This is a genomic window from Intestinimonas sp. UBA1698, assembly GCF_002320075.1.
Lineage (GTDB): Bacteria > Bacillota > Clostridia > Oscillospirales > Oscillospiraceae > Intestinimonas > Intestinimonas massiliensis.
The window spans coordinates 38,074-56,391 of the sequence record NZ_DCJO01000036.1; the positions used below are offsets into that span (position 1 = coordinate 38,074).

At 63.2% G+C, this 18,318-nt stretch carries 19 protein-coding genes; 11 read left to right on the top strand and 8 right to left on the bottom strand.

Annotation, left to right across the window (positions count from 1 at the left end):
- The first annotated feature begins 208 nt into the window (after window positions 1–208).
- From B3H64_RS09745 to B3H64_RS09785, 9 genes are all read left to right on the top strand, one after another.
- Entirely contained in the window at window positions 209–3,376 is a 3,168-nt protein-coding gene (locus B3H64_RS09745; RefSeq protein ID WP_414653497.1) for a response regulator, read from the top strand.
- 3 nt (window positions 3,377–3,379) lie between these two features.
- The gene (locus tag B3H64_RS09750) at window positions 3,380–3,751 is read left to right on the top strand and encodes an Hpt domain-containing protein (RefSeq protein ID WP_278894338.1); all 372 of its coding nucleotides are present in this window, start codon (window positions 3,380–3,382) and stop codon (window positions 3,749–3,751) included.
- 80 nt (window positions 3,752–3,831) lie between these two features.
- A complete protein-coding gene (locus B3H64_RS09755; protein WP_050618775.1) occupies window positions 3,832–4,161 on the top strand; it encodes a cupin domain-containing protein in 330 nt (109 codons plus the stop codon).
- Window positions 4,162–4,177: 16 nt separating this feature from the next.
- On the top strand, window positions 4,178–4,516 hold the full coding sequence (locus B3H64_RS09760) for a cupin domain-containing protein (RefSeq protein WP_286734750.1): 339 nt from the start codon (window positions 4,178–4,180) through the stop codon (window positions 4,514–4,516).
- A 379-nt stretch (window positions 4,517–4,895) separates the two neighbouring features.
- Window positions 4,896–5,504 (top strand): SafA/ExsA family spore coat assembly protein, encoded by a 609-nt coding sequence (safA, locus tag B3H64_RS09765; RefSeq protein ID WP_050618777.1) that lies wholly within the window; start codon window positions 4,896–4,898, stop codon window positions 5,502–5,504.
- Between the two features lie 61 nt (window positions 5,505–5,565).
- On the top strand, window positions 5,566–5,700 hold the full coding sequence (locus B3H64_RS09770) for a hypothetical protein (protein WP_256304746.1): 135 nt from the start codon (window positions 5,566–5,568) through the stop codon (window positions 5,698–5,700).
- Window positions 5,701–5,709: 9 nt separating this feature from the next.
- Complete coding sequence (locus B3H64_RS09775; RefSeq protein ID WP_286734751.1) at window positions 5,710–5,841, top strand: hypothetical protein; 132 nt, start codon at window positions 5,710–5,712, stop codon at window positions 5,839–5,841.
- A gap of 380 nt (window positions 5,842–6,221) precedes the next feature.
- The gene (locus B3H64_RS09780) at window positions 6,222–6,566 is read left to right on the top strand and encodes a hypothetical protein (RefSeq protein ID WP_256319351.1); all 345 of its coding nucleotides are present in this window, start codon (window positions 6,222–6,224) and stop codon (window positions 6,564–6,566) included.
- Between the two features lie 17 nt (window positions 6,567–6,583).
- A complete protein-coding gene (locus B3H64_RS09785; RefSeq protein WP_154666680.1) occupies window positions 6,584–7,141 on the top strand; it encodes a hypothetical protein in 558 nt (185 codons plus the stop codon).
- A gap of 39 nt (window positions 7,142–7,180) precedes the next feature.
- On the opposite strand, the gene B3H64_RS09790 is transcribed toward B3H64_RS09785, so the two are convergent.
- From B3H64_RS09790 to trpE, 8 genes are all read right to left on the bottom strand, one after another.
- On the bottom strand, window positions 7,181–8,107 hold the full coding sequence (locus tag B3H64_RS09790; protein WP_050618780.1) for a tocopherol cyclase family protein: 927 nt from the start codon (window positions 8,105–8,107) through the stop codon (window positions 7,181–7,183).
- 118 nt (window positions 8,108–8,225) lie between these two features.
- Entirely contained in the window at window positions 8,226–9,005 is a 780-nt protein-coding gene (trpA, locus tag B3H64_RS09795; RefSeq protein ID WP_050618781.1) for a tryptophan synthase subunit alpha, read from the bottom strand.
- Window positions 9,002–10,186 (bottom strand): tryptophan synthase subunit beta, encoded by a 1,185-nt coding sequence (gene trpB / locus B3H64_RS09800; RefSeq protein WP_050618782.1) that lies wholly within the window; start codon window positions 10,184–10,186, stop codon window positions 9,002–9,004. The genes trpA and trpB overlap by 4 nt, the downstream gene beginning before the upstream one ends.
- Before the next feature lie 5 nt (window positions 10,187–10,191).
- Window positions 10,192–10,797, bottom strand: a complete 606-nt coding sequence (locus B3H64_RS09805; RefSeq protein ID WP_278894346.1) for a phosphoribosylanthranilate isomerase — start codon at window positions 10,795–10,797, stop codon at window positions 10,192–10,194.
- Window positions 10,794–11,588, bottom strand: coding sequence for an indole-3-glycerol phosphate synthase TrpC (trpC, locus tag B3H64_RS09810; RefSeq protein ID WP_286734758.1), 795 nt, complete (start codon window positions 11,586–11,588; stop codon window positions 10,794–10,796). Before trpC ends, B3H64_RS09805 begins: the two co-directional genes overlap by 4 nt.
- Before the next feature lie 5 nt (window positions 11,589–11,593).
- Window positions 11,594–12,604 (bottom strand): anthranilate phosphoribosyltransferase, encoded by a 1,011-nt coding sequence (trpD, locus tag B3H64_RS09815; RefSeq protein WP_286734760.1) that lies wholly within the window; start codon window positions 12,602–12,604, stop codon window positions 11,594–11,596.
- A 3-nt stretch (window positions 12,605–12,607) separates the two neighbouring features.
- Window positions 12,608–13,174, bottom strand: a complete 567-nt coding sequence (locus tag B3H64_RS09820; protein WP_286734763.1) for an anthranilate synthase component II — start codon at window positions 13,172–13,174, stop codon at window positions 12,608–12,610.
- Window positions 13,171–14,646: an anthranilate synthase component I gene (trpE, locus tag B3H64_RS09825; RefSeq protein WP_286734765.1), complete on the bottom strand. Its 1,476-nt coding sequence runs from the start codon at window positions 14,644–14,646 to the stop codon at window positions 13,171–13,173. Before trpE ends, B3H64_RS09820 begins: the two co-directional genes overlap by 4 nt.
- Before the next feature lie 713 nt (window positions 14,647–15,359).
- On the opposite strand from trpE, the gene B3H64_RS09830 reads away from it, so the two are divergent.
- Complete coding sequence (locus B3H64_RS09830) at window positions 15,360–16,643, top strand: O-acetylhomoserine aminocarboxypropyltransferase/cysteine synthase family protein (protein ID WP_050618788.1); 1,284 nt, start codon at window positions 15,360–15,362, stop codon at window positions 16,641–16,643.
- A gap of 224 nt (window positions 16,644–16,867) precedes the next feature.
- Window positions 16,868–17,800, top strand: coding sequence for a cysteine synthase A (gene cysK, locus B3H64_RS09835; protein ID WP_278894353.1), 933 nt, complete (start codon window positions 16,868–16,870; stop codon window positions 17,798–17,800).
- Window positions 17,801–18,318: the final 518 nt, after the last annotated feature.

Sequence of the window (18,318 nt, forward strand, 5' to 3'; positions counted from 1 at the left end):
CCCCTGCCGGGTCCCTCCGTCCTTCGGACCTACCTAAAGATTGCGCATCCTTCTCTCCCATGTTAAAATGGAATATCCACTGGTAAAAACAGATGTCCTCCCGCCACACCCTACCGCCCGGGCGGGCTCGGCCTGATACAGTGCAGGCGCAGCCTGCGGAAAGGGGAATGCCATGCCATTGCAGCGGACTGCGGAGGAGACTCTCCGCTTGTTTTGTCAGAGCTGGTTCGAGCAGCGGGATGCAGAGGGCACGCTGGCACTGCTCTCGCCCGACCTCACCTTTGTCGGCGCCATAGGGACGGACCCGGCCCTCAATCTGGCCCAGACAGCCGACTACATCCGGAAGAGCATCCAGGAGGCCCCCGAGCCCTGTGCCTGTACACTCTCTATTGTAGACGAGCAGCCGATCACCCCCTGCGTGTGCAACCTCTTTACCGAGCTGACCCTGCAAAGTCCCTATACCGTCCGACGGCTACAGGGCTGCGCGACTCTGGAGCGGCAGCCGGACAGGCCCTGGCTGATCCGCTCTCTCCACGTGGCGGACAGACGGGCCACCCTTCTCTCCACCTGCATCGACATCACGGCCCGGAAGCGGGCCCAGGACGAGGTGCAGCTCCTCTACAACAACATCCCCGGCGCGGTCTTCCGCTGCCGGTTCGACGATGATTTCACCGTCATCGACGCCAATGACGGCCTGTTTGACTTTCTGGGCTACACCCGTGCAGAATTCGCCGCACTGGGCAGCCGCATGTCCGCCGTGATCCACCCGGAGGACCTGTCCAACCTGCGGGAAAAGCTGCTGGCACAGTTGGAGTACGGGCACACCATCCGCCATGAAAACCGCCTGGTCTGTAAGGACGGCAGCGTCAAATGGATCTCCATCAAGGCCCAATTGCTTCAGGGCTCCGAACCATACTTTTACTGCATTTTTGTGGATATCACCGACGAAAAACGGCTCCGGGTGCGTATCCGGGAGCTGTATGAGCAGGAGCTGGCCTATTTCTCCGAGCTGACCTCTGAGGACGGCAGCATCCAGGGCCGCTTCAATGTCACCCGCAACCGGCTGGAAAGCTCTCTTACCACCTCCGATATCGCACTGGCCAAAGACGGCGACTCCTACGATCAGGCCATCGCCGCGTTTGCCTCCTCGGCCGCGGACCCGCAGTGCCGGGACGCGATCCTCCGCGGCCTCGCCCGGGAGAATGTCCTGACCGACTACGCTGCTGGGAAAGTTAACTACCGCTTCGATTTTTTGCGCCGGCGCAGCGACGGCCGCGAATTCTGGGGGAGCACCAGCTTCCGCTCCTGCCGCAATCCCGAGACCGGCGACGTGATGCTGTTTTTCCGCACCACCGACATCACGGAAAAGAAGCTGCAGGAGGAACTGCTCAACCAGTTGGCCGTATTGAATTACGACGTCATTATGGAGATCAGCATCCCTCTGGATACCCATCGGATCATCTCCTTTGACCGGCGCCAGCGGGAGACCATCCCCCGCCAGGGGAAGTTTCAGGAGGGGATTCGGGACATCGCCGACCGCTTTATGGACGCGGCGGCCAAAAAGGAGTATCTGAGCAAGCTGGACTACGCCTACATGGAGCGGCAGCTCGCCCAGCGCCCGGCCTACTCCTTTGTCCTGGAGGTGCAGGACCGGTGGGGCGACCGGCGGGTCAAGCGGTTCCAGGTCTTTTCCATCAGCAAGGAGCTGGGCCGCGTGTGTCTGGCGCGCTCCGACGTGACCGACGTGGTCCGGCAGGAGCAGCGGCAAAAGGAGGAGCTGGCCTCCGCCCTGGTGGCTGCGGAGCAGGCCAACGCCGCCAAGTCCGACTTCCTCTCCCGCATGAGCCATGAGATCCGCACCCCCATGAACGCCATCATCGGCATGAGCGCCATCGCGGCCCAGTCGGTGGGGCGCGACGAGCTGGTGGCCGACTGCATCGCCAAGATCGGCATTTCCTCCCGCTTCCTGCTCTCTCTCATCAACGACATTCTGGACATGAGCCGGATCGAAAGCGGCAAGATGCTGCTGAAGAGCGAACCCATCCCCACCGAGGAGTTTCTCAACGGGATCAACTCCATCTGCTATTCCCAGGCGGTGGCCAAGGGTGTGGACTATGAGTGCATCCTCGACCCGGTGCTGAACGATTGCTACATTGGCGACGCCATGAAGCTCCAGCAGGTGCTCATCAATATCCTGAGCAACGCCGTCAAATTCACCCAGGAGGGCGGTAAGGTCACCTTTTCCGTCTCCCAACACCGGAGGACCAAGAACGGCGCCCTGCTGCGCTTTATCGTCAACGACACCGGCCGGGGCATCAGCGACGACTTCCTGCCCCATATCTTCGAGCCCTTCTCCCAGGAGTCCACAGGCACCACCGCCCTGTACGGCGGCACCGGGCTGGGCCTGGCCATCTCCAAAAGCATTGTGGATATGATGGGCGGAAAGATCACCGTGCGCTCCATCAAGGGCATCGGCACGGAGTTTACCGTAGATGTCAAGCTGGGCGTCACAGAGGAGGACCGGCTCCGCCACCGCCCCAAAAAGCAGGACTACAACTTCTCCCATCTGAAAACCCTGGTGGTGGATGACGACGTGGCCGTGTGTGAAAGCGCCATACTTACCCTGCGGGAGATGGGCATCCAGGCCGAGTGGGTGGACAGCGGGCACAAGGCCGTGGAGCAGGTCCGCGTCCTCTGGGATCGGGGCCGATATTACGATCTGATCCTGATCGACTGGAAGATGCCGGAGATGGACGGGCTGGAGACGGCCCGGCGCATCCGTGCCATCGTGGGACCGGAGGTCACCATCATCATCATGACCGCCTATGACTGGACCGCCATCGAGCACGAAGCCAAGCTGGCCGGGGTCAATCTGCTGATGAGCAAGCCCATGTTCAAATCCTCCCTGATCTCTGCCTTCTCCAAGGCGCTGGGGGAAAAGGAGGAGCGCACGCAGCCGGTGCAGGAGCCCGACTACGACTTCACGGGCAGGCGGGTGCTGCTGGCGGAGGACAATGCAATCAACACCGAGGTGGCGGTGCTGCTGCTGGAGAGCAAGGGCTTTCAGGTGGATACGGCGGAAAACGGCCTGCGCGCTCTGGAGATGTTCAGCAAGACGGAGCAGGGCTACTACAGCGCCATTCTGATGGACATCCGCATGCCCCTGATGGACGGCCTGACCGCCGCCGCCAACATCCGCCACCTCAGCAACGCCGACGCCCGCACCATCCCCATCATCGCCATGACCGCCAACGCCTTCGACGACGACATAGAAAAGAGCCGTGCCTCCGGCATGAATGCCCATCTGGCCAAGCCTGTCGATCCGGCGCTGCTGTACCAGACGCTTTACGACTTCATTTTCCGGGAGGGGGAGTGATCCATGCCGGGTTTTCCGGAGTGCTTTGCCGCCTACGGCGCAGACCACCGCGACACCATGGCCCGCTTTCTGGGCAGCGAGAGTCTGTATCTGCGCTTTCTGGACATGCTGCCTCAGGACGATAATCTGCGCAAGCTGGGGGCCGCGCTGGCCGACGGCGACCTGGAGCGCGCCTTCCTGGCCGCCCACACGCTGAAGGGCGTGGCGGGCAATCTGGGCCTGCTGCCCCTTTCCCGGGCAGTCTGCGCCATCGTGGAGCCCCTCCGGGCCAGGGAAGCCCGGGACTACGGGGCACTCTACCAGGCCGTCCTGGAGGAGTTTCGGCGCGCGGACGCTTTTCGGGAATGCCTGCGGCGGAACTACCAGGGAGAATGAATCCCACGGGGCCGGCATTTTCTCCAGTTTTGCGGCATACTACTGGGGGAACCACCATCCTTGTGAAAGGAGAGGAACCGATGGAGCATCTGAAAAACCTGCCGTCCGACCAGGTCGCGGCCTTGGCTCAGATGGTCACGATCCAGCCTGGTCGGGTGGTCAGCATGGCCCTTTCCCGAAATGAGCACTGCCAGATGACCCTGCTGGCCTTTGCGGACGGCGAGAGCGTCAGTGAGGAGTGCTATTTCGGCGACACCCTCTACTACGTTCTGGAGGGGGAAATGCCCCTTCAAATGGGGGACCGGGTGTACCCTCTGCGGGCGGGAGACTGCATGGCAGTGCCCGCCCACACCCTGCATGCGGTGGGCGGCAGCCTGCCGTTTAAACTGCTGCAGATCACACTGCAATGATCGGGAGGACCACATCATGGAAAAGCTGATTAAAAATCTGGAACATGCCAAGCCGCTGCCGCTGAAAGAGCAGGTGGCCTACGAGCCCGGCCGGGTGGTCAGCCTGACCCTGGCCCAGCAGCCTGGCGTGGGTATGACGCTCCTTGCCTTTGACGCCGGCGAAGGCGTCAGCACCCACGCCGCCCCGGGCGACGCCATGGTCTATGTCCTGGAGGGCGAAGCCCAGATCACCATCGACGGCGCGCCCCACTCCGTCACCGGCGGAAGCGCCATTATTCTGCCCGCCGGCATCCCCCACGCGGTGGCGGCCGTCACCCCCTTCAAAATGCTCCTTACGGTAGTCAAAGAGAGCTAAATTCAGCCCCCGCCGGCAAAAACCGGCGGGGGCTCAGGCTGTCGAAAACCCCTCCTGGAGAAGAGCCTCGCAGAGTTCCGTCGTCCGCAGACGACGGAAGGAAAGGAAGCTCCGTCATTTCCGGCGACATGCGCGTCGGAAATGACACCACTCATGACAGATAGGGCGACTTTTCTACAAGAATCGAGCCCTGTCCGTCATGCATCTCTCTGTCGAAAAAGGCCAAAGGCCTTTTTCGACAAGCTGAGCCCCCGCCGGCAAAAACCGGCGGGGGCTTTTGATCTCCAGACTCATGGCAGATATTGCATTTGCAAAAAGGTTACAAAACGGTTACAATTGCAGTAGCCTTGCAAGGAAACCCACAAAGGAGCTGATTCCAATGAAACCATTCCGCACCCTGCTTCTCACTGCCGCCCTGGCCGGGACCGTCCTGGCATCCTCCGCCGGCGCGGCCTCCCTCTCCCACACGGTGGCGGCCGGAGACACCATGTGGAAGCTGGCCGTGAAATATCAGGTAGGCACCAGCGAAATCATCCGGGCAAACGCCCACATCAGCAACCCGGACCTGATCTATCCCGGCCAGGTGCTGACCATCCCTCAGCTCGACAGCACCGTATCCAGCTTTGAGGCCGAGGTGGTGCGCCTGGTCAACGAGATCCGCCGGCAGAACGGGCTGTCCTCCCTCACCGCCAACTGGGAGCTCTCCCGCGTGGCCCGCTATAAATCGCAGGACATGCTGGACAACCGCTACTTTTCCCACAACAGCCCTACTTACGGCACACCCTTCCAGATGATTAAGGCCTTCGGGCTGTCCTACCGCACGGCGGGGGAAAACATCGCCAAAGGCTACCCCTCTCCCCAGGCCGTGGTGAATGGCTGGATGAATTCCAGCGGCCACCGGGCCAATATCCTCAACGCCTCCTACACCCAGATCGGCGTGGGCTACGTCGCCCAGGGCAATTACTGGACGCAGATGTTCCTCGGCTGAGCTGTTGGGGCATGACTACGATCCCTCCGGTCCGGGCACACTATCGGGCGAGGTGATTACGATGCCGAAGGACAGCCAGCCGGACAACAAGCGCGCCCGCATGAAAAAGTGCCGGGGGCAGACGCCCATCACCCGGGAGAACCAAAATCAGAACCGGACCGCCAAAAAGCAGTCCATCCCCAACAACGACGTCTGAGGTGAAGCCATGGAAAAAAAAGGCATGAAGCGCCCCGAGCGCACCCACACCCGGCCGCGCAACGAAGTCCCTCCGGTGCCGGAGCTCCAGGGCCGGGCCAAGACCGCCAAGGAAAAGGCCAAGCCCATCACCGAGCCCTGACCGGCGCCCACAAAAAATGCACCTGCTGCCCGCAGGTGCATTTTTTTGCTCCGGTTCCCCGGCCGGACAGAATGGACCGGACGCCTGCTCCTGACGTCCGGTCCACTCCAAAGGAAAGAGGATACCATGAAAAAAGCTATCTCTTGCAAGGATTAGGATACAAAAAAGATGTTAAGAAGAAAACCAAAAAGTATTACAAATGGATGAAATCCGGCAGGAATTTTGTAAGGGCAGAGTAAAGCGGGCCTACCTTCCCGCCTTTTGCGTCCGTTCTCCTCCCATTGTAACAAATTTCGCCCTTGGGAATAGAATGGCACAGTGGAAGTGCAGCGCGTCTGAAGGCGCTCTGCGGCCATACCTATCACAAGGAGCGATGGTTTATGGATAGCAATCCGATCATGGATTATGCGATTTTACCTCCGTCCAGGGCGCCCCTGCCGTCACCCTCCGGCTCGGTAGACAAGCGGAGCTATCAGGAGCTTCTCTGCGCCTCCAAGGGGCGTTTTGTGGTGTGCCGCTTCCTCGTCGGCACCCAGTCGATCACCACTCTCTCCGGCTTTTTGACCAACGTTGGCCCCAGCTATTTCGTCCTGCACGACCCATGCACCAACGTGGATACGACCTGTGACCTCTACTCTCTCAAGTTTGTCGCCGTCTATCCTGCGGGAGAGCCCGACCCGGAGTCGTACTGCATCACCCGTCTCCACCAGAACAGCCTCAGGTAAGGGCGGGGCCTGCGCCGATGGACAGTCAACCGTTAATGTTCTCCGAAACTCAATACGATCTTGTTCAGAGCTGTATCGACGCCTGGCGTCTGGGCTCCTTCTGGAGCATCCTGTACATGCAGAGTCGTATGTTCGACGGAGACAACGCCAAAAGCATGGAGGAAGAGCTTGGCACCATACCGAAGCAATACGGCGCGATCCTCCAGCCGTATTACGGGCCGGCGGTGGGCACGCTGATAAGCGCACGCATCCAGCCGATTTACGGTTTCTATATCGAATATCTGGACCTGGTGATCTCCCGCCGGCGCACCAGGGCGGCAGAAGTGAAGCAGGCGTGGCTCCTGGCTGCGGACGACGCCGGTCAAACGATCAGCGAACAGAACCCCTATTGGGATGCGCATATGTGGAGCACCATGCTGCGGCACATGGTGACCCTGCTGGTGGGCTCCATCGACATGCTGATCCTGGGGACGTACCGCAAGGTGGGGCTGAATTATCTGATGCTGGAGCGGCTGGCTGCCGATCTGGGCTCTTATATGGGGCTTGGCATCATCCGCCAGTTCCAGATCCCCTAGTCTCCCTGCTCCAAGCCCCTCCGGAAGACGGCGGCCGCCTCACGGCGTGAGGCGGCCGCCGTCTGTCTGCGCGTTTTCCTCCCCCGCATACTCAAAGCTGGCGCAGCGGTCGGTGTGCTCAAACAAAAGAGTCCTGCCCGCCCAGAAGCGGTAGCGCAGGCAGGCGGTCAGGCTCTCACCGACGGTACGGCCCATGCCGCCCTCCACCGGCGCCCGCAGGAGCCGGGCCTCCCCTTCCAGGCGCTCCGCCTCCAGGCGGTATATTCCCTGGCGGATCCGGGCGCCGTCGGCGGACCAACGCTCCACCCGGGCCCCCCGGTAGGTGGCCAGGCGGTACTCGCGCCCATTGTAGAGCACCGCGCAGATGCAGCCGGTAAAGCTCACGCCCGCCAGGGGGATGTCCGCAATGGACAGCATCAGACTGCTGCACCTGGCCTCCCGCCAGGCGCACTGCGTCCAGAGATAGGCGCTGGGGAAGGACCGTCCCCGGTCGGTCTCCACATACCCCGTCCCCCCAGCGAAGTCCAGGACCGCGCCGTTCAGGGTCAGCGTCCCCTCCAGCGCATGGCCCATGCTGATCACGCCATGGCTGCACTCCATGCCGGGCAGGAACCGGAAGGGGCCCATGATGTCCGATTTAAGGGGCGTGAAGGGGCCGCATTGCAGCGCGCCGTGGAGAGAGAGTCCCCTCCCCTCTACATTCAGCCAGATCCCCTTTCGATTGAACAGACTGCCGTCCAGCCAGATCTGGAACAGCTCCCCGGAGGCCTGGAGCGCAGATTCCGGGTATTCCAGCCACCAGGCGCCGTCCTCTGCGAGGACCTGGAGGGAGGCGCTGCGCCGCCCCGTCCGGTCCTGATGGACCGCCGGGATCAGCGCCAGCGCCCTGCCGTCCCTCGTCTGGCACTTCAAATACCAGCCCTCAAAATAGGGGCCTCGCCGGCCCGCGCCATGATAATACTTCACGCCATACACCCTCCTGTCAGGCCCGCCGCCTGCCCTTCCGTGCTAGTATTGCGAGTTTGGGCCCCCATTATGCCCACAGCGTGGAAGCGGTCTGCAGGCCGGCGCATGCTGCCTCCGCTCACCTCCGGCTGACCGCCCGCTTCATCGCCGCGGTGAAATCCCGCACAGCGGGCACGGCCTCCCGGCCATGCCGGGCCACCAGCTTGACGATGGCCGACCCCACAATGACCCCGTCGGAGAGGGCGGCCATCTCTGCGGCCTGCTCCGGAGCGGAGATGCCAAACCCCACGGCGCAGGGGATGTGCGGATTGGACGCCCGGACCTGGCCTACCATGGCGCCCACGTCCGTGGTAATCCGGCTGCGCATCCCCGTGACGCCCAGGGAGGACACGCAATAGACAAACCCCTCCGCCGCCTTTGCGATCTCTGAGATACGGCCTTCGGAGGTGGGAGCGATGAGGGAGATGAGATCCAGTCCGCAGGCTCGGCAGGCGGGGGCAAACTCCTCTTTCTCCTCAAAGGGGACGTCGGGCAGGATCAGGCCGTCTATGCCCGCTTCGGCAGCCGCAGCAAGAAACCGCTCGGTTCCATAGGAGAACACCACGTTGGCGTAGGTCATGAATACCATGGGGATAGCCACATCCCGGCGCAGCGCCCGGGCCATCCCGAAAATCTGGTCGGTGGTGACGCCGCCGGCCAGAGCTCGGGCGTTGGCCGCCTGGATGACCGGGCCCTCGGCCGTGGGGTCGGAGAACGGGATCCCCAGCTCGATGAGGTCGGCCCCTGCCTCCGCCATAGTCCGCACCAGAGCCGCGGTGGTCCCCAGGTCCGGGTCCCCGCAAGTAAGAAAGGGAATAAACGCCTTGCCGTTGGCAAAAGCCTGTTGGATTCGGCTCATTCGGAGATCTCCTCCCCTCTGTACCGGGCGACAGACACACAGTCCTTGTCCCCCCGGCCGGAAATAGTCACCACAAGGATCTGTTCCTTTCCCATGGTGGGCGCCAGCTTTCGGGCATAGGCCACCGCGTGGGCCGACTCGATGGCGGGGATGATACCTTCCAGACGGCTGAGATATTCAAAGGCGTCCACCGCCTCGCTGTCCGTGACGGGCACGTACTCCGCCCGTCCGGTGTCGTGGAGCCAGGCGTGCTCCGGCCCGATGCCGGGGTAGTCCAGCCCGGCGGAAATGGAGTACACCGGGGCGATCTGGCCGTACTGGTCCTGACAGAAGTAGGATTTCATGCCGTGAAAGATGCCCAGCCGCCCGGTGGCGATGGTGGCCGCCGTCTCGGGCGTGTCCACGCCCCGCCCCGCGGCCTCGCAGCCGATGAGTCGGACGGAGGGCTCGCCGATAAAGTGGTAGAAGGCCCCGATGGCGTTGGAGCCGCCGCCCACGCAGGCCACCACCGCGTCGGGCAGCTTGCCCTCCTTCTCCCGGAGCTGCTCCCGGATCTCCCGGGAGATGACGGCCTGGAAGTCCCGGACGATGGTGGGGAACGGATGGGGACCCATGACAGAGCCCAGGCAGTAGTGGGTGTCGCGGATGCGGCCCGTCCACTCCCGCATAGCCTCGGAGACAGCGTCCTTCAGGGTGGCTGTGCCGGTGGTGACGGGCACTACCCGCGCCCCCAGCAGCCGCATTTTATAGACATTGAGGGCCTGGCGCCGGGTATCCTCCTCCCCCATGAACACCACGCACTCCATACCCATGAGGGCGGCGGCGGTGGCGGTGGCCACGCCGTGCTGCCCCGCTCCGGTCTCCGCGATGAGCCGAGTCTTGCCCATCCTTTGGGCCAGGAGCGCCTGACCCAGCACGTTGTTGATCTTATGGGCTCCTGTGTGGTTCAGGTCCTCCCGCTTGAGATAGACCTTGGCTCCCCCCAGATCCTCCGTCATACGCCTGGCGAAGTACAGCCGGGAGGGCCGTCCGGCGTACTCGTTAAACAGCTCCGTCAGCTCCCGGTTGAAGGCCGGGTCGTCCTTGCAGCGGTCATAGGCCTCCTCCAGCTCCATGACCGCGTTCATCAGCGTTTCGGGTATATATTGCCCGCCGTGGATGCCAAATCGTCCCCTGGACATGACGCTCACTCCTTCCGCGCAGCGGCCACTGCCGCCTCTATTTTGTGCCGATCCTTTTTCTTCTCTGTCTCCACCCCGCTGGACAGGTCCAGCCCATAGGGGTGGAGGGCGGCGACAGCCGCCGGTATGTTTTCCGGGGTCAGCCCCCCCGCCAGCAGGAAGGGCCGGGTTACCCCACCCGCAAGGGACCAGTCGAAGGTCTCTCCCGTGCCGCAGCCGTTGTCCAGCAGCACCAGATCCGCAGCGGAGGCATGGACCGCCCTCAGATCGGCGGCGGAGCGCACTTGGAACGTCTTCCAGATCACGCATCCTGGCGCCAGCTCCCGCAGGGCGGCCAGATAAGCGTCGTCCTCGTGGCCGTGGAGCTGGGCGACGGAAATGGTCCCGTCCCTGAGCAGGGCGGCCGGGACCTCTGCCGGCTGGTCCACAAACACCCCCACCGGCACGATGCCCGAGGCCAGCTCCGCCCGCAATGCCCTGGCCTGGTCCGGAGTGACGTTCCGGTGGCTCTTGGGAAAATGCAGGATAAAGCCGCACCAGTCGGGCCTGGCCTCGTTCACATACCGGATATCCTCGGGCCGGTACAGTCCACAGATTTTGATCCGGGTCATTTCGCCGCCTCCCGCAGGGCAGCCAACAGGGCGGCCCGGTCCTTCGCCCGCATGAGAACTTCCCCCATAAGCACCGCGTCGGCCCCGATGCGCTTCAGCTCCGCCACATCCGCCGGCCCGGTCACGCCGCTCTCCGCCACATAGAGCACTTCCGGCGGGATTCGCTCCCGCAGCCGGGCGGCGGTGGCGAAGTCCACGGAGAAGTCCTTCAGGTTCCGGTTGTTGACCCCGATGATCGACGCCCCGGCGGACACGGCGGAGGTGAGCTCCGTCTCATCATGCGCCTCCACCACAGCGGACAGGCCCAGCTCCCCGCACAGCTCCAGATACCGGGCAATGGTGCGGGTATCCAGCAAGGCGCAGATCAGCAGCACCGCCTCGGCGCCCAGCAGCCTGGCCTGATAAATTTGATACTCGTCCACCGTGAAGTCCTTGCGGAGCATGGGAATGGATACGGCCGCCCGGATATCCCCGAACACCTGGTCCGAGCCCAAAAACCACTTGGGCTCCGTCAGGCAGGAGATGCAGTCCGCTCCCGCCGCCTGATAGTCCCGGGCGACGTCCAGATAGGGAAAGTCCTCCGAGAGAATCCCCTTGGAGGGGGACGCCTTCTTGACCTCGCAAATGAGGCCCAGGCCGCGCCCTTGCAGGGCGTTCAGAAACCGCCGTCCCCCAGCCTGGCCCTCCTGGCCGCATTGGTCCCGGAGCAGCTCCAGAGGGAGCCGCCGCCGGTCCTCCTCCACCCGCCGCCGGGTGTGGGCGGCGATGGTCTCCAAAATCGTCTCCGCCATGGCGCTCACCTCCGGGTGAGCCGGACGATCTCCTCCAGCTTTGCCCCGGCTGCGCCGGAGTCGATGAGCTCCTCCGCCCGCTTTACGCCGGCCGCCACGGTGTCCGCCTTCCCGCCGATGTAGAGGGCCGCTCCGGCATTGAGGCACACCGCCTGCCGCTTGGGGCCCCGGTCCGTCCCGTCCAGGATGGCCCGGGTGATGACGGCATTCTCCGACGGAGTACCGCCTGTTAGCTCCGCCTTATCGCACCGGGCATAGCCGAACTGCTCCGGGGTCAGCTCATAGGACTGGAACCAGCCGTCCCGGATTTCGCAGACCGAGGTGGGGGCGGACATGGAGATCTCGTCCAGCCTGTCCCGGCCGAACACCACCATGCCCCGGGTGACGCCCAGCTTGCTCATCACCTGAGCCAGAGGCTCCACCAGCGCCTCGTCGTAGACGCCCATCAGTTCCCGGTTGGCCCCGGCGGGGTTGGACAGGGGGCCCAGAATATTGAACACCGTGCGGATGCCCAGCTCTTTGCGCACCGGAGCCACATATTTCATGGAAATGTGGTAGTTCTGGGCAAACAGAAAGCAAAAATTCTGCCGTCTCAGCAGTTCGGCGCTCTGTTCCGGTGACAGGGCTATGTTGACCCCCAGGGCCTCCAATACGTCGGCCGCGCCGCTTTTGGAGGAGGCCGCCCGGTTGCCGTGCTTGGCCACGGGGACGCCTCCGGCGGCGATGACGAAGGCGGAGGTCGTGGAGATGTTAAAGGAATTGGCCCCGTCTCCGCCGGTGCCCACGATCTCCAGGGCGTCCACGTCGTGGAGCAAGCGCACGCAGTGGGCGCGCATCCCGGCGGCGCAGGCGGTGATCTCGTCGATGGTCTCCCCCTTGATGGCCAGGGCGGTCAGGAAGGAGGCCATCTGAATCTGGCTGGCCTGGCCGCTCATAATCTCATCCATAACGGCGGCGGCGGTCTCGTAGGAAAGGTCCTGTTTGGCGGCGAGCTGGATGATGGCTTCTTTAATCATGGGTTATCCCTCCAAAAAATGTTTTAAAATGACGGCGCCCTGGGGCGTCAGAATGGATTCCGGGTGGAACTGCAGGCCGTAGACGGGAAACTTCCGGTGCCGGACCGCCATGACCTCCCCGTCCTCGGTACGGGCGGTGACCTGGAGGCAGGCCGGCAAGGTCTCCTCCACCGCGGCCAGGGAGTGGTAGCGGGCGGCGGGGATGGTCTCTGGCAGGTCCGTGAAGAGAGGACAGGTCCGGTCCAGTAGGATTCGGGACTGCTTGCCGTGCATAAGCTGCGCGGCGTAGGATACCGTGCCGCCAAAGGCCTCGCAGATGACCTGATGGCCCAGGCAGACCCCCAGGATAGGCATCTCCCCCGCCAGCGCCGTGACCGCCCGCTCACAGATCCCCGCGTCCGCCGGGCGGCCGGGGCCGGGCGACAGGATCAAATGGTCGGGAGCAAGCGTGCGGATCTCCTCCACCGTCCGCTCGTCGTTGCGGATCACCTGGATGTCCGGCCGGATGCCGCCGATGAGCTGACAGAGGTTGTAGGAAAAACTGTCGTAATTGTCGATGAGCAGGATCATAGGTCTCTCTCCTCCCGGGCCAGCTCCAGGGCCTTCACCACGGCCCTGGCCTTGTTGATGCACTCCTGGTACTCCTTCTCCGGCACCGAGTCGGCCACGATGCCCGCCCCGGACCGGATGAACACCTTGCCGTTCTTGCGGAAGGCTAACCGGATGGCGATGCAGGTATCCAGATTACCGGTGAAATCCAGATATCCGACGGCTCCGCCATAGACTCCCCGCTTATTGTTCTCCAGCCCATTGATGATCTCCATGGCTCGCAGCTTGGGGGCGCCGGAGAGCGTTCCGGCGGGCAGGATGGCATCCACCGCGTCCACGGCGTCCCGGTCCGCCCGGAGCTGCCCCCGTACGGTGGAGCCGATGTGCATCACATGGGAGAAGCGCTGGATGGACAGGTACTTCTCCACCGCTACCGAGCCGAAGGCGCTGATTTTACCGATGTCGTTACGGCCCAAGTCCACCAGCATGTTGTGCTCCGCCAGCTCCTTTTCATCGCAGAGCAGCTCCGCCTCCAGAGCTTTGTCCTCCTCCGGTGTTTTTCCCCGCGGCCGGGTGCCCGCCAGGGGGAACGTGTGGAGCACCCCGTCCTCCAGCTTCACCAGGGTCTCGGGAGAGGCCCCGGCCAGCTCAATGTCGTCGCTGGTAAAGTAGAACATGTAGGGGGAGGGATTGGTGGTGCGCAGAATGCGGTAGGTATCCAGCAGGGAGCCCTCGAAGCCCGCCTCCAGGCGGTTGGAAAGGACCACCTGAAAGATATCCCCCTCCCGGATATGCCGCTTGGCCGTCTCCACCATGGCGCAATAAGCATCCTGGTCGAAGAGCGGCCGGATGGGGGTCGTCATGCGCCCGGGCTGGCGGGGGATCGGCCTGCCCCGGCGGAGAAGCTGGACCATCTGCTCCAGTTGGGCGCAGGCAGCCGGATAGGAGCGGGCCAGGTCCTCCGCGTCGGCATTGGCGATGAGCACCAGCTCCTGTCGGAAGTGGTCAAAGACCACCAGCTTTTCAAAGAGCATCAGATCCATGTCGTGGAAGCCCTCCTGGTCGTCGGCGTCCAGCTTCAGGGTGGGCTCGGCGTACTTGATGTAGTCGTAGGAAAAATAGCCCACCGGACCGCCGGTGAAGGGCGGCAGTCCCGGGACTCTTGGGCTCCTGTGCTCTGCCAGGAGCCGGCGCAGGACCCGGCCGGGATGGGCGGTCCTCTCCTCCCCGTTCCGGCTGCCCCTCAGCCGCAGCACCCCGTCGGTACACGTGACCTCCAGCGTGGGTTCGTACCCCAGAAAGGAGTAGCGCCCCCAGCCCTCGCGGTCCGCGGCGGACTCCAGCAGAAAGCAGTGCCCGCTCTGTGCCCGCAGGACGCGCAGGGCCTGGATCGGGGTGATAAAATCGGACAAGAGCACCCGGCTGACGGGGATTTTCCGGTAGGCTCCGGAGGCAGCGATGGCTCCGGCCTCCTTTAGGGACGGGTAATACATAAGCATGACCTCCTGCCGGGACGGGCCATAGGCAGAAAAAAACGCCCGTCCCTGACAAATTCTGTCAAGGACGAGCGTATGAATACACTCGCGGTGCCACCTTGATTCACGGCAAAAATGCCGTGCGCTTTGCGGGATACCAACATATCCCCGGCAACTGACGTATGCCCCCACGTCGCGAAATACTGGGTCGTTCGACCGTTCCTCGCGCCCTCCGTGATCCATTTGCCTGCCTGCGTTCTGCCCGGCTCTCAGCCGCCCGGACTCTCTGTGAGGGCACAACAGACGTTATCTCCACATCATCGGTTTCGTCTATGAAATTGCAAATATGATACCCCCGCGCCGCCCGGCTGTCAAGTCTTTTTTCCGCGCAAAACCACCCGCGCCCGGGGGAAAAGAAAAATTTGTAAGCCGCCCTTGACAACGCCATACTTGAGTGTTATTATACCCATAAACCAATCGAACATATAGGAATTAAAATGAGGGGAGTGTGAGGGGATGCGCCTCCAGTTTCAAACGCTGCTGAGGAGCAATTTCCGCTGTGGGCGAATGTTGTACTCCCGGGCTGACTCTATGGCCGGGCGCGGCAGCGCGCCCAGCGCCTGACTCCTTCCACGGGGCAGGTCGTGCCATATCCGGTCCGGGAGCGTTTACCGCGACCCGGATTTTTCTTTTCCGGGCCCAAAAATAAAACAGAAAAAGAGGGATTTGCCATGAGCCGCTATCATTTTGAGACCCTTCAGCTCCATGTGGGACAGGAGCAGCCCGACCCCGCCACCGACGCCCGGGCGGTGCCCATCTATCAGACCACCTCCTACGTATTCCGCAACTCCGCCCACGCCGCCGCCCGCTTCGGCCTGGCCGACGCCGGTAACATCTACGGCCGCCTCACCAACTCCACCCAGGAGGTACTGGAAAAGCGCCTGGCCGCCCTGGAGGGCGGCGTGGCGGCCCTGGCCACCGCCTCCGGAGCGGCGGCCATCACCTACACCATTCAGGCCCTGGCTCAGGCCGGAGACCACATCGTGGCCCAAAAGACCATCTACGGCGGCAGTTACAATCTGCTGGCCCACACCCTGCCCCAGTTCGGCGTAACGACTACCTTTGTGGACGCCCACGATCTGGCGGCGTTGGAGGCCGCCATCCGTCCCAATACCAAGGCCGTCTATCTGGAGACCCTGGGCAACCCCAACAGCGATGTCCCCGACATCGACGCCATCGCAGCGCTCGCCCACCGGCACGGCCTGCCTCTGGTCATCGACAACACCTTCGGCACCCCCTATCTCATCCGGCCCATTGAGCACGGCGCCGACGTGGTAGTCCACTCCGCCACCAAGTTCATCGGCGGTCACGGCACCACCCTGGGCGGCGTTATCGTGGATTCCGGCCGGTTCGACTGGAAGGCATCCGACAAATACGCCCCCATCGCCGCGCCCAATCCCAGCTATCACGGCGTCAGCTTTGTGGATGCCGCCGGACCCGCCGCCTTTGTGACCTACATCCGGGCCATCCTCCTGCGGGACACCGGCGCCTCCATCTCCCCCTTCAACGCCTTTCTGCTGCTTCAAGGCGTGGAGACCCTCTCCCTGCGCCTGGAGCGCCACGCCGAGAACACGAGGAAGGTGGTGGCCTATCTGGCCCAGCACCCCCAGGTGGAGCGTGTGAACCATCCCTCTCTGCCGGACCACCCTGACCACGCACTGTACGAGCGGTATTTTCCCAACGGGGGCGCGTCCATCTTCACCTTTGAGATCCGGGGCGGCCAGGCTGAGGCTCACCGGTTCATCGACAGCCTGAAGATTTTCTCCCTGCTGGCCAATGTGGCCGACGTGAAGAGTCTGGTCATCCACCCCGCCACCACCACCCACTCCCAGCTCAGTCCCGAAGAGCTGGCGGATCAGGGCATCCGCCCCAACACCATCCGTCTGTCCATAGGCACCGAACACATCGACGACATCCTCGCCGACTTGGATCAGGCCTTCGCCGCGGTGCGATAAGGGCGAGAGCGTACCGCGGCCTTTTGAGGTGCTGTCCTCCGCGGAAAAAACCCAGATCCCCTCTTGACAATGGTTTGTGGGGGGCCTACGTTTCCTATAAACACACTTGAAAGGTTGGTATTTATGAACCACTATCGTCCGGGGTCCCGATGTTGCCTGTGCCGCCGCACCCGCATAGCGGAAAGGGGAAACACAATGAAAACATGGATTTGGAGGAATCGACTATGAGTCATATCTATACATCGGCCGACCAGTTGATCGGCAGGACCCCCCTGCTGGAGCTGGCCCATCTGGAGCAGAACGAAGCCCTGGAGGCCCGCATCCTGGGCAAGCTGGAATACTTCAACCCCGCCGGTTCGGTCAAGGACCGGATCGCCAAGGCCATGATCGACGAGGCGGAAGCCAAGGGGCAGCTTAAGCCCGGCTCCGTCATCATCGAGCCCACTTCCGGCAACACCGGCATCGGCTTGGCCTCTGTGGCGGCGGCCCGGGGCTACCGCATCCTCATCGTCATGCCGGAGACCATGAGCGTGGAGCGCCGCCAGTTGATGAAGGCCTACGGCGCGGAGCTGGTGCTCACCGACGGGGCCAAGGGCATGAAGGGCGCTATCGCCAAGGCCGAAGAGCTGGCTGGGGAGATCCCCGGCAGTTTTATTCCGGGCCAGTTCCGCAATCCGGCCAACCCCGCCATCCACACCGCCACTACCGGCCCGGAGATCTGGGAGGACACCGACGGCAAGGTGGATATCTTCGTGGCGGGCGTGGGCACCGGCGGCACCGTCACTGGGGTAGGCTGGTACCTAAAATCCCGGAACCCGGCGATCCGGGTCGTGGCGGTGGAGCCCGCCTCCTCCCCGGTCTTGAGTAAGGGCACGGCAGGCGCCCACAAGATTCAGGGCATCGGCGCGGGCTTCGTGCCGGACGTGCTGGACACGACGGTCTATGACGAGATCATCCCCGTGGAAAACGAGGACGCCTTTGCCACCGGGCGAAAAATCGGCCGGTCCGAGGGCGTGCTGGTGGGCATCTCCTCCGGTGCCGCCGTGTGGGCGGCCATTCAACTGGCCAAGCGGCCGGAAAACAAGGGAAAAACCATCGTCGCCCTCCTCCCGGACACTGGGGACCGTTATCTGTCCACCCCCCTTTTCGCGGACTGAAGGTTCCAGCGAGCCTCCGGCTCCGCAGCCGTGTAAGCAGGCCCGAAGCGCACCGGCATGGATAAAAAGAAGAGGCCCGGCTTTCGATCCAATTCTTCGAAAGCCGGGCCTTTTTTCCTTTCGCATCCTTTGTCAGAAGCAGGGCGGGATGCGGCGAAGCCTGGGCGAACACGGACGGAGCCAGCCTGCATAGAATGGACTGTGGCACAGCCACGCCTCTATTTTATCATGCATGCGATGCAAAAGGAGCGCTTATGAAACGATATTACGCTTCCGATTGGGAGCAGCGTCGTGAAAACGACGCAGCCGCATATCTGAGCAGCAGCGGGTGCTGTCCGCGGGGCCCCTTCTGCTGCTGCCCGCCCCCTTGTCCGCCTCTGATCGGTCCGACCGGGCCCACCGGACCGCAGGGCATCCCGGGGCCTGATGGCGCCACCGGCCCCACCGGTCCACAGGGCATTCCGGGGCCTGTCGGTGCGACAGGCGCCACGGGTGCCACCGGTCCTACCGGCCCCACC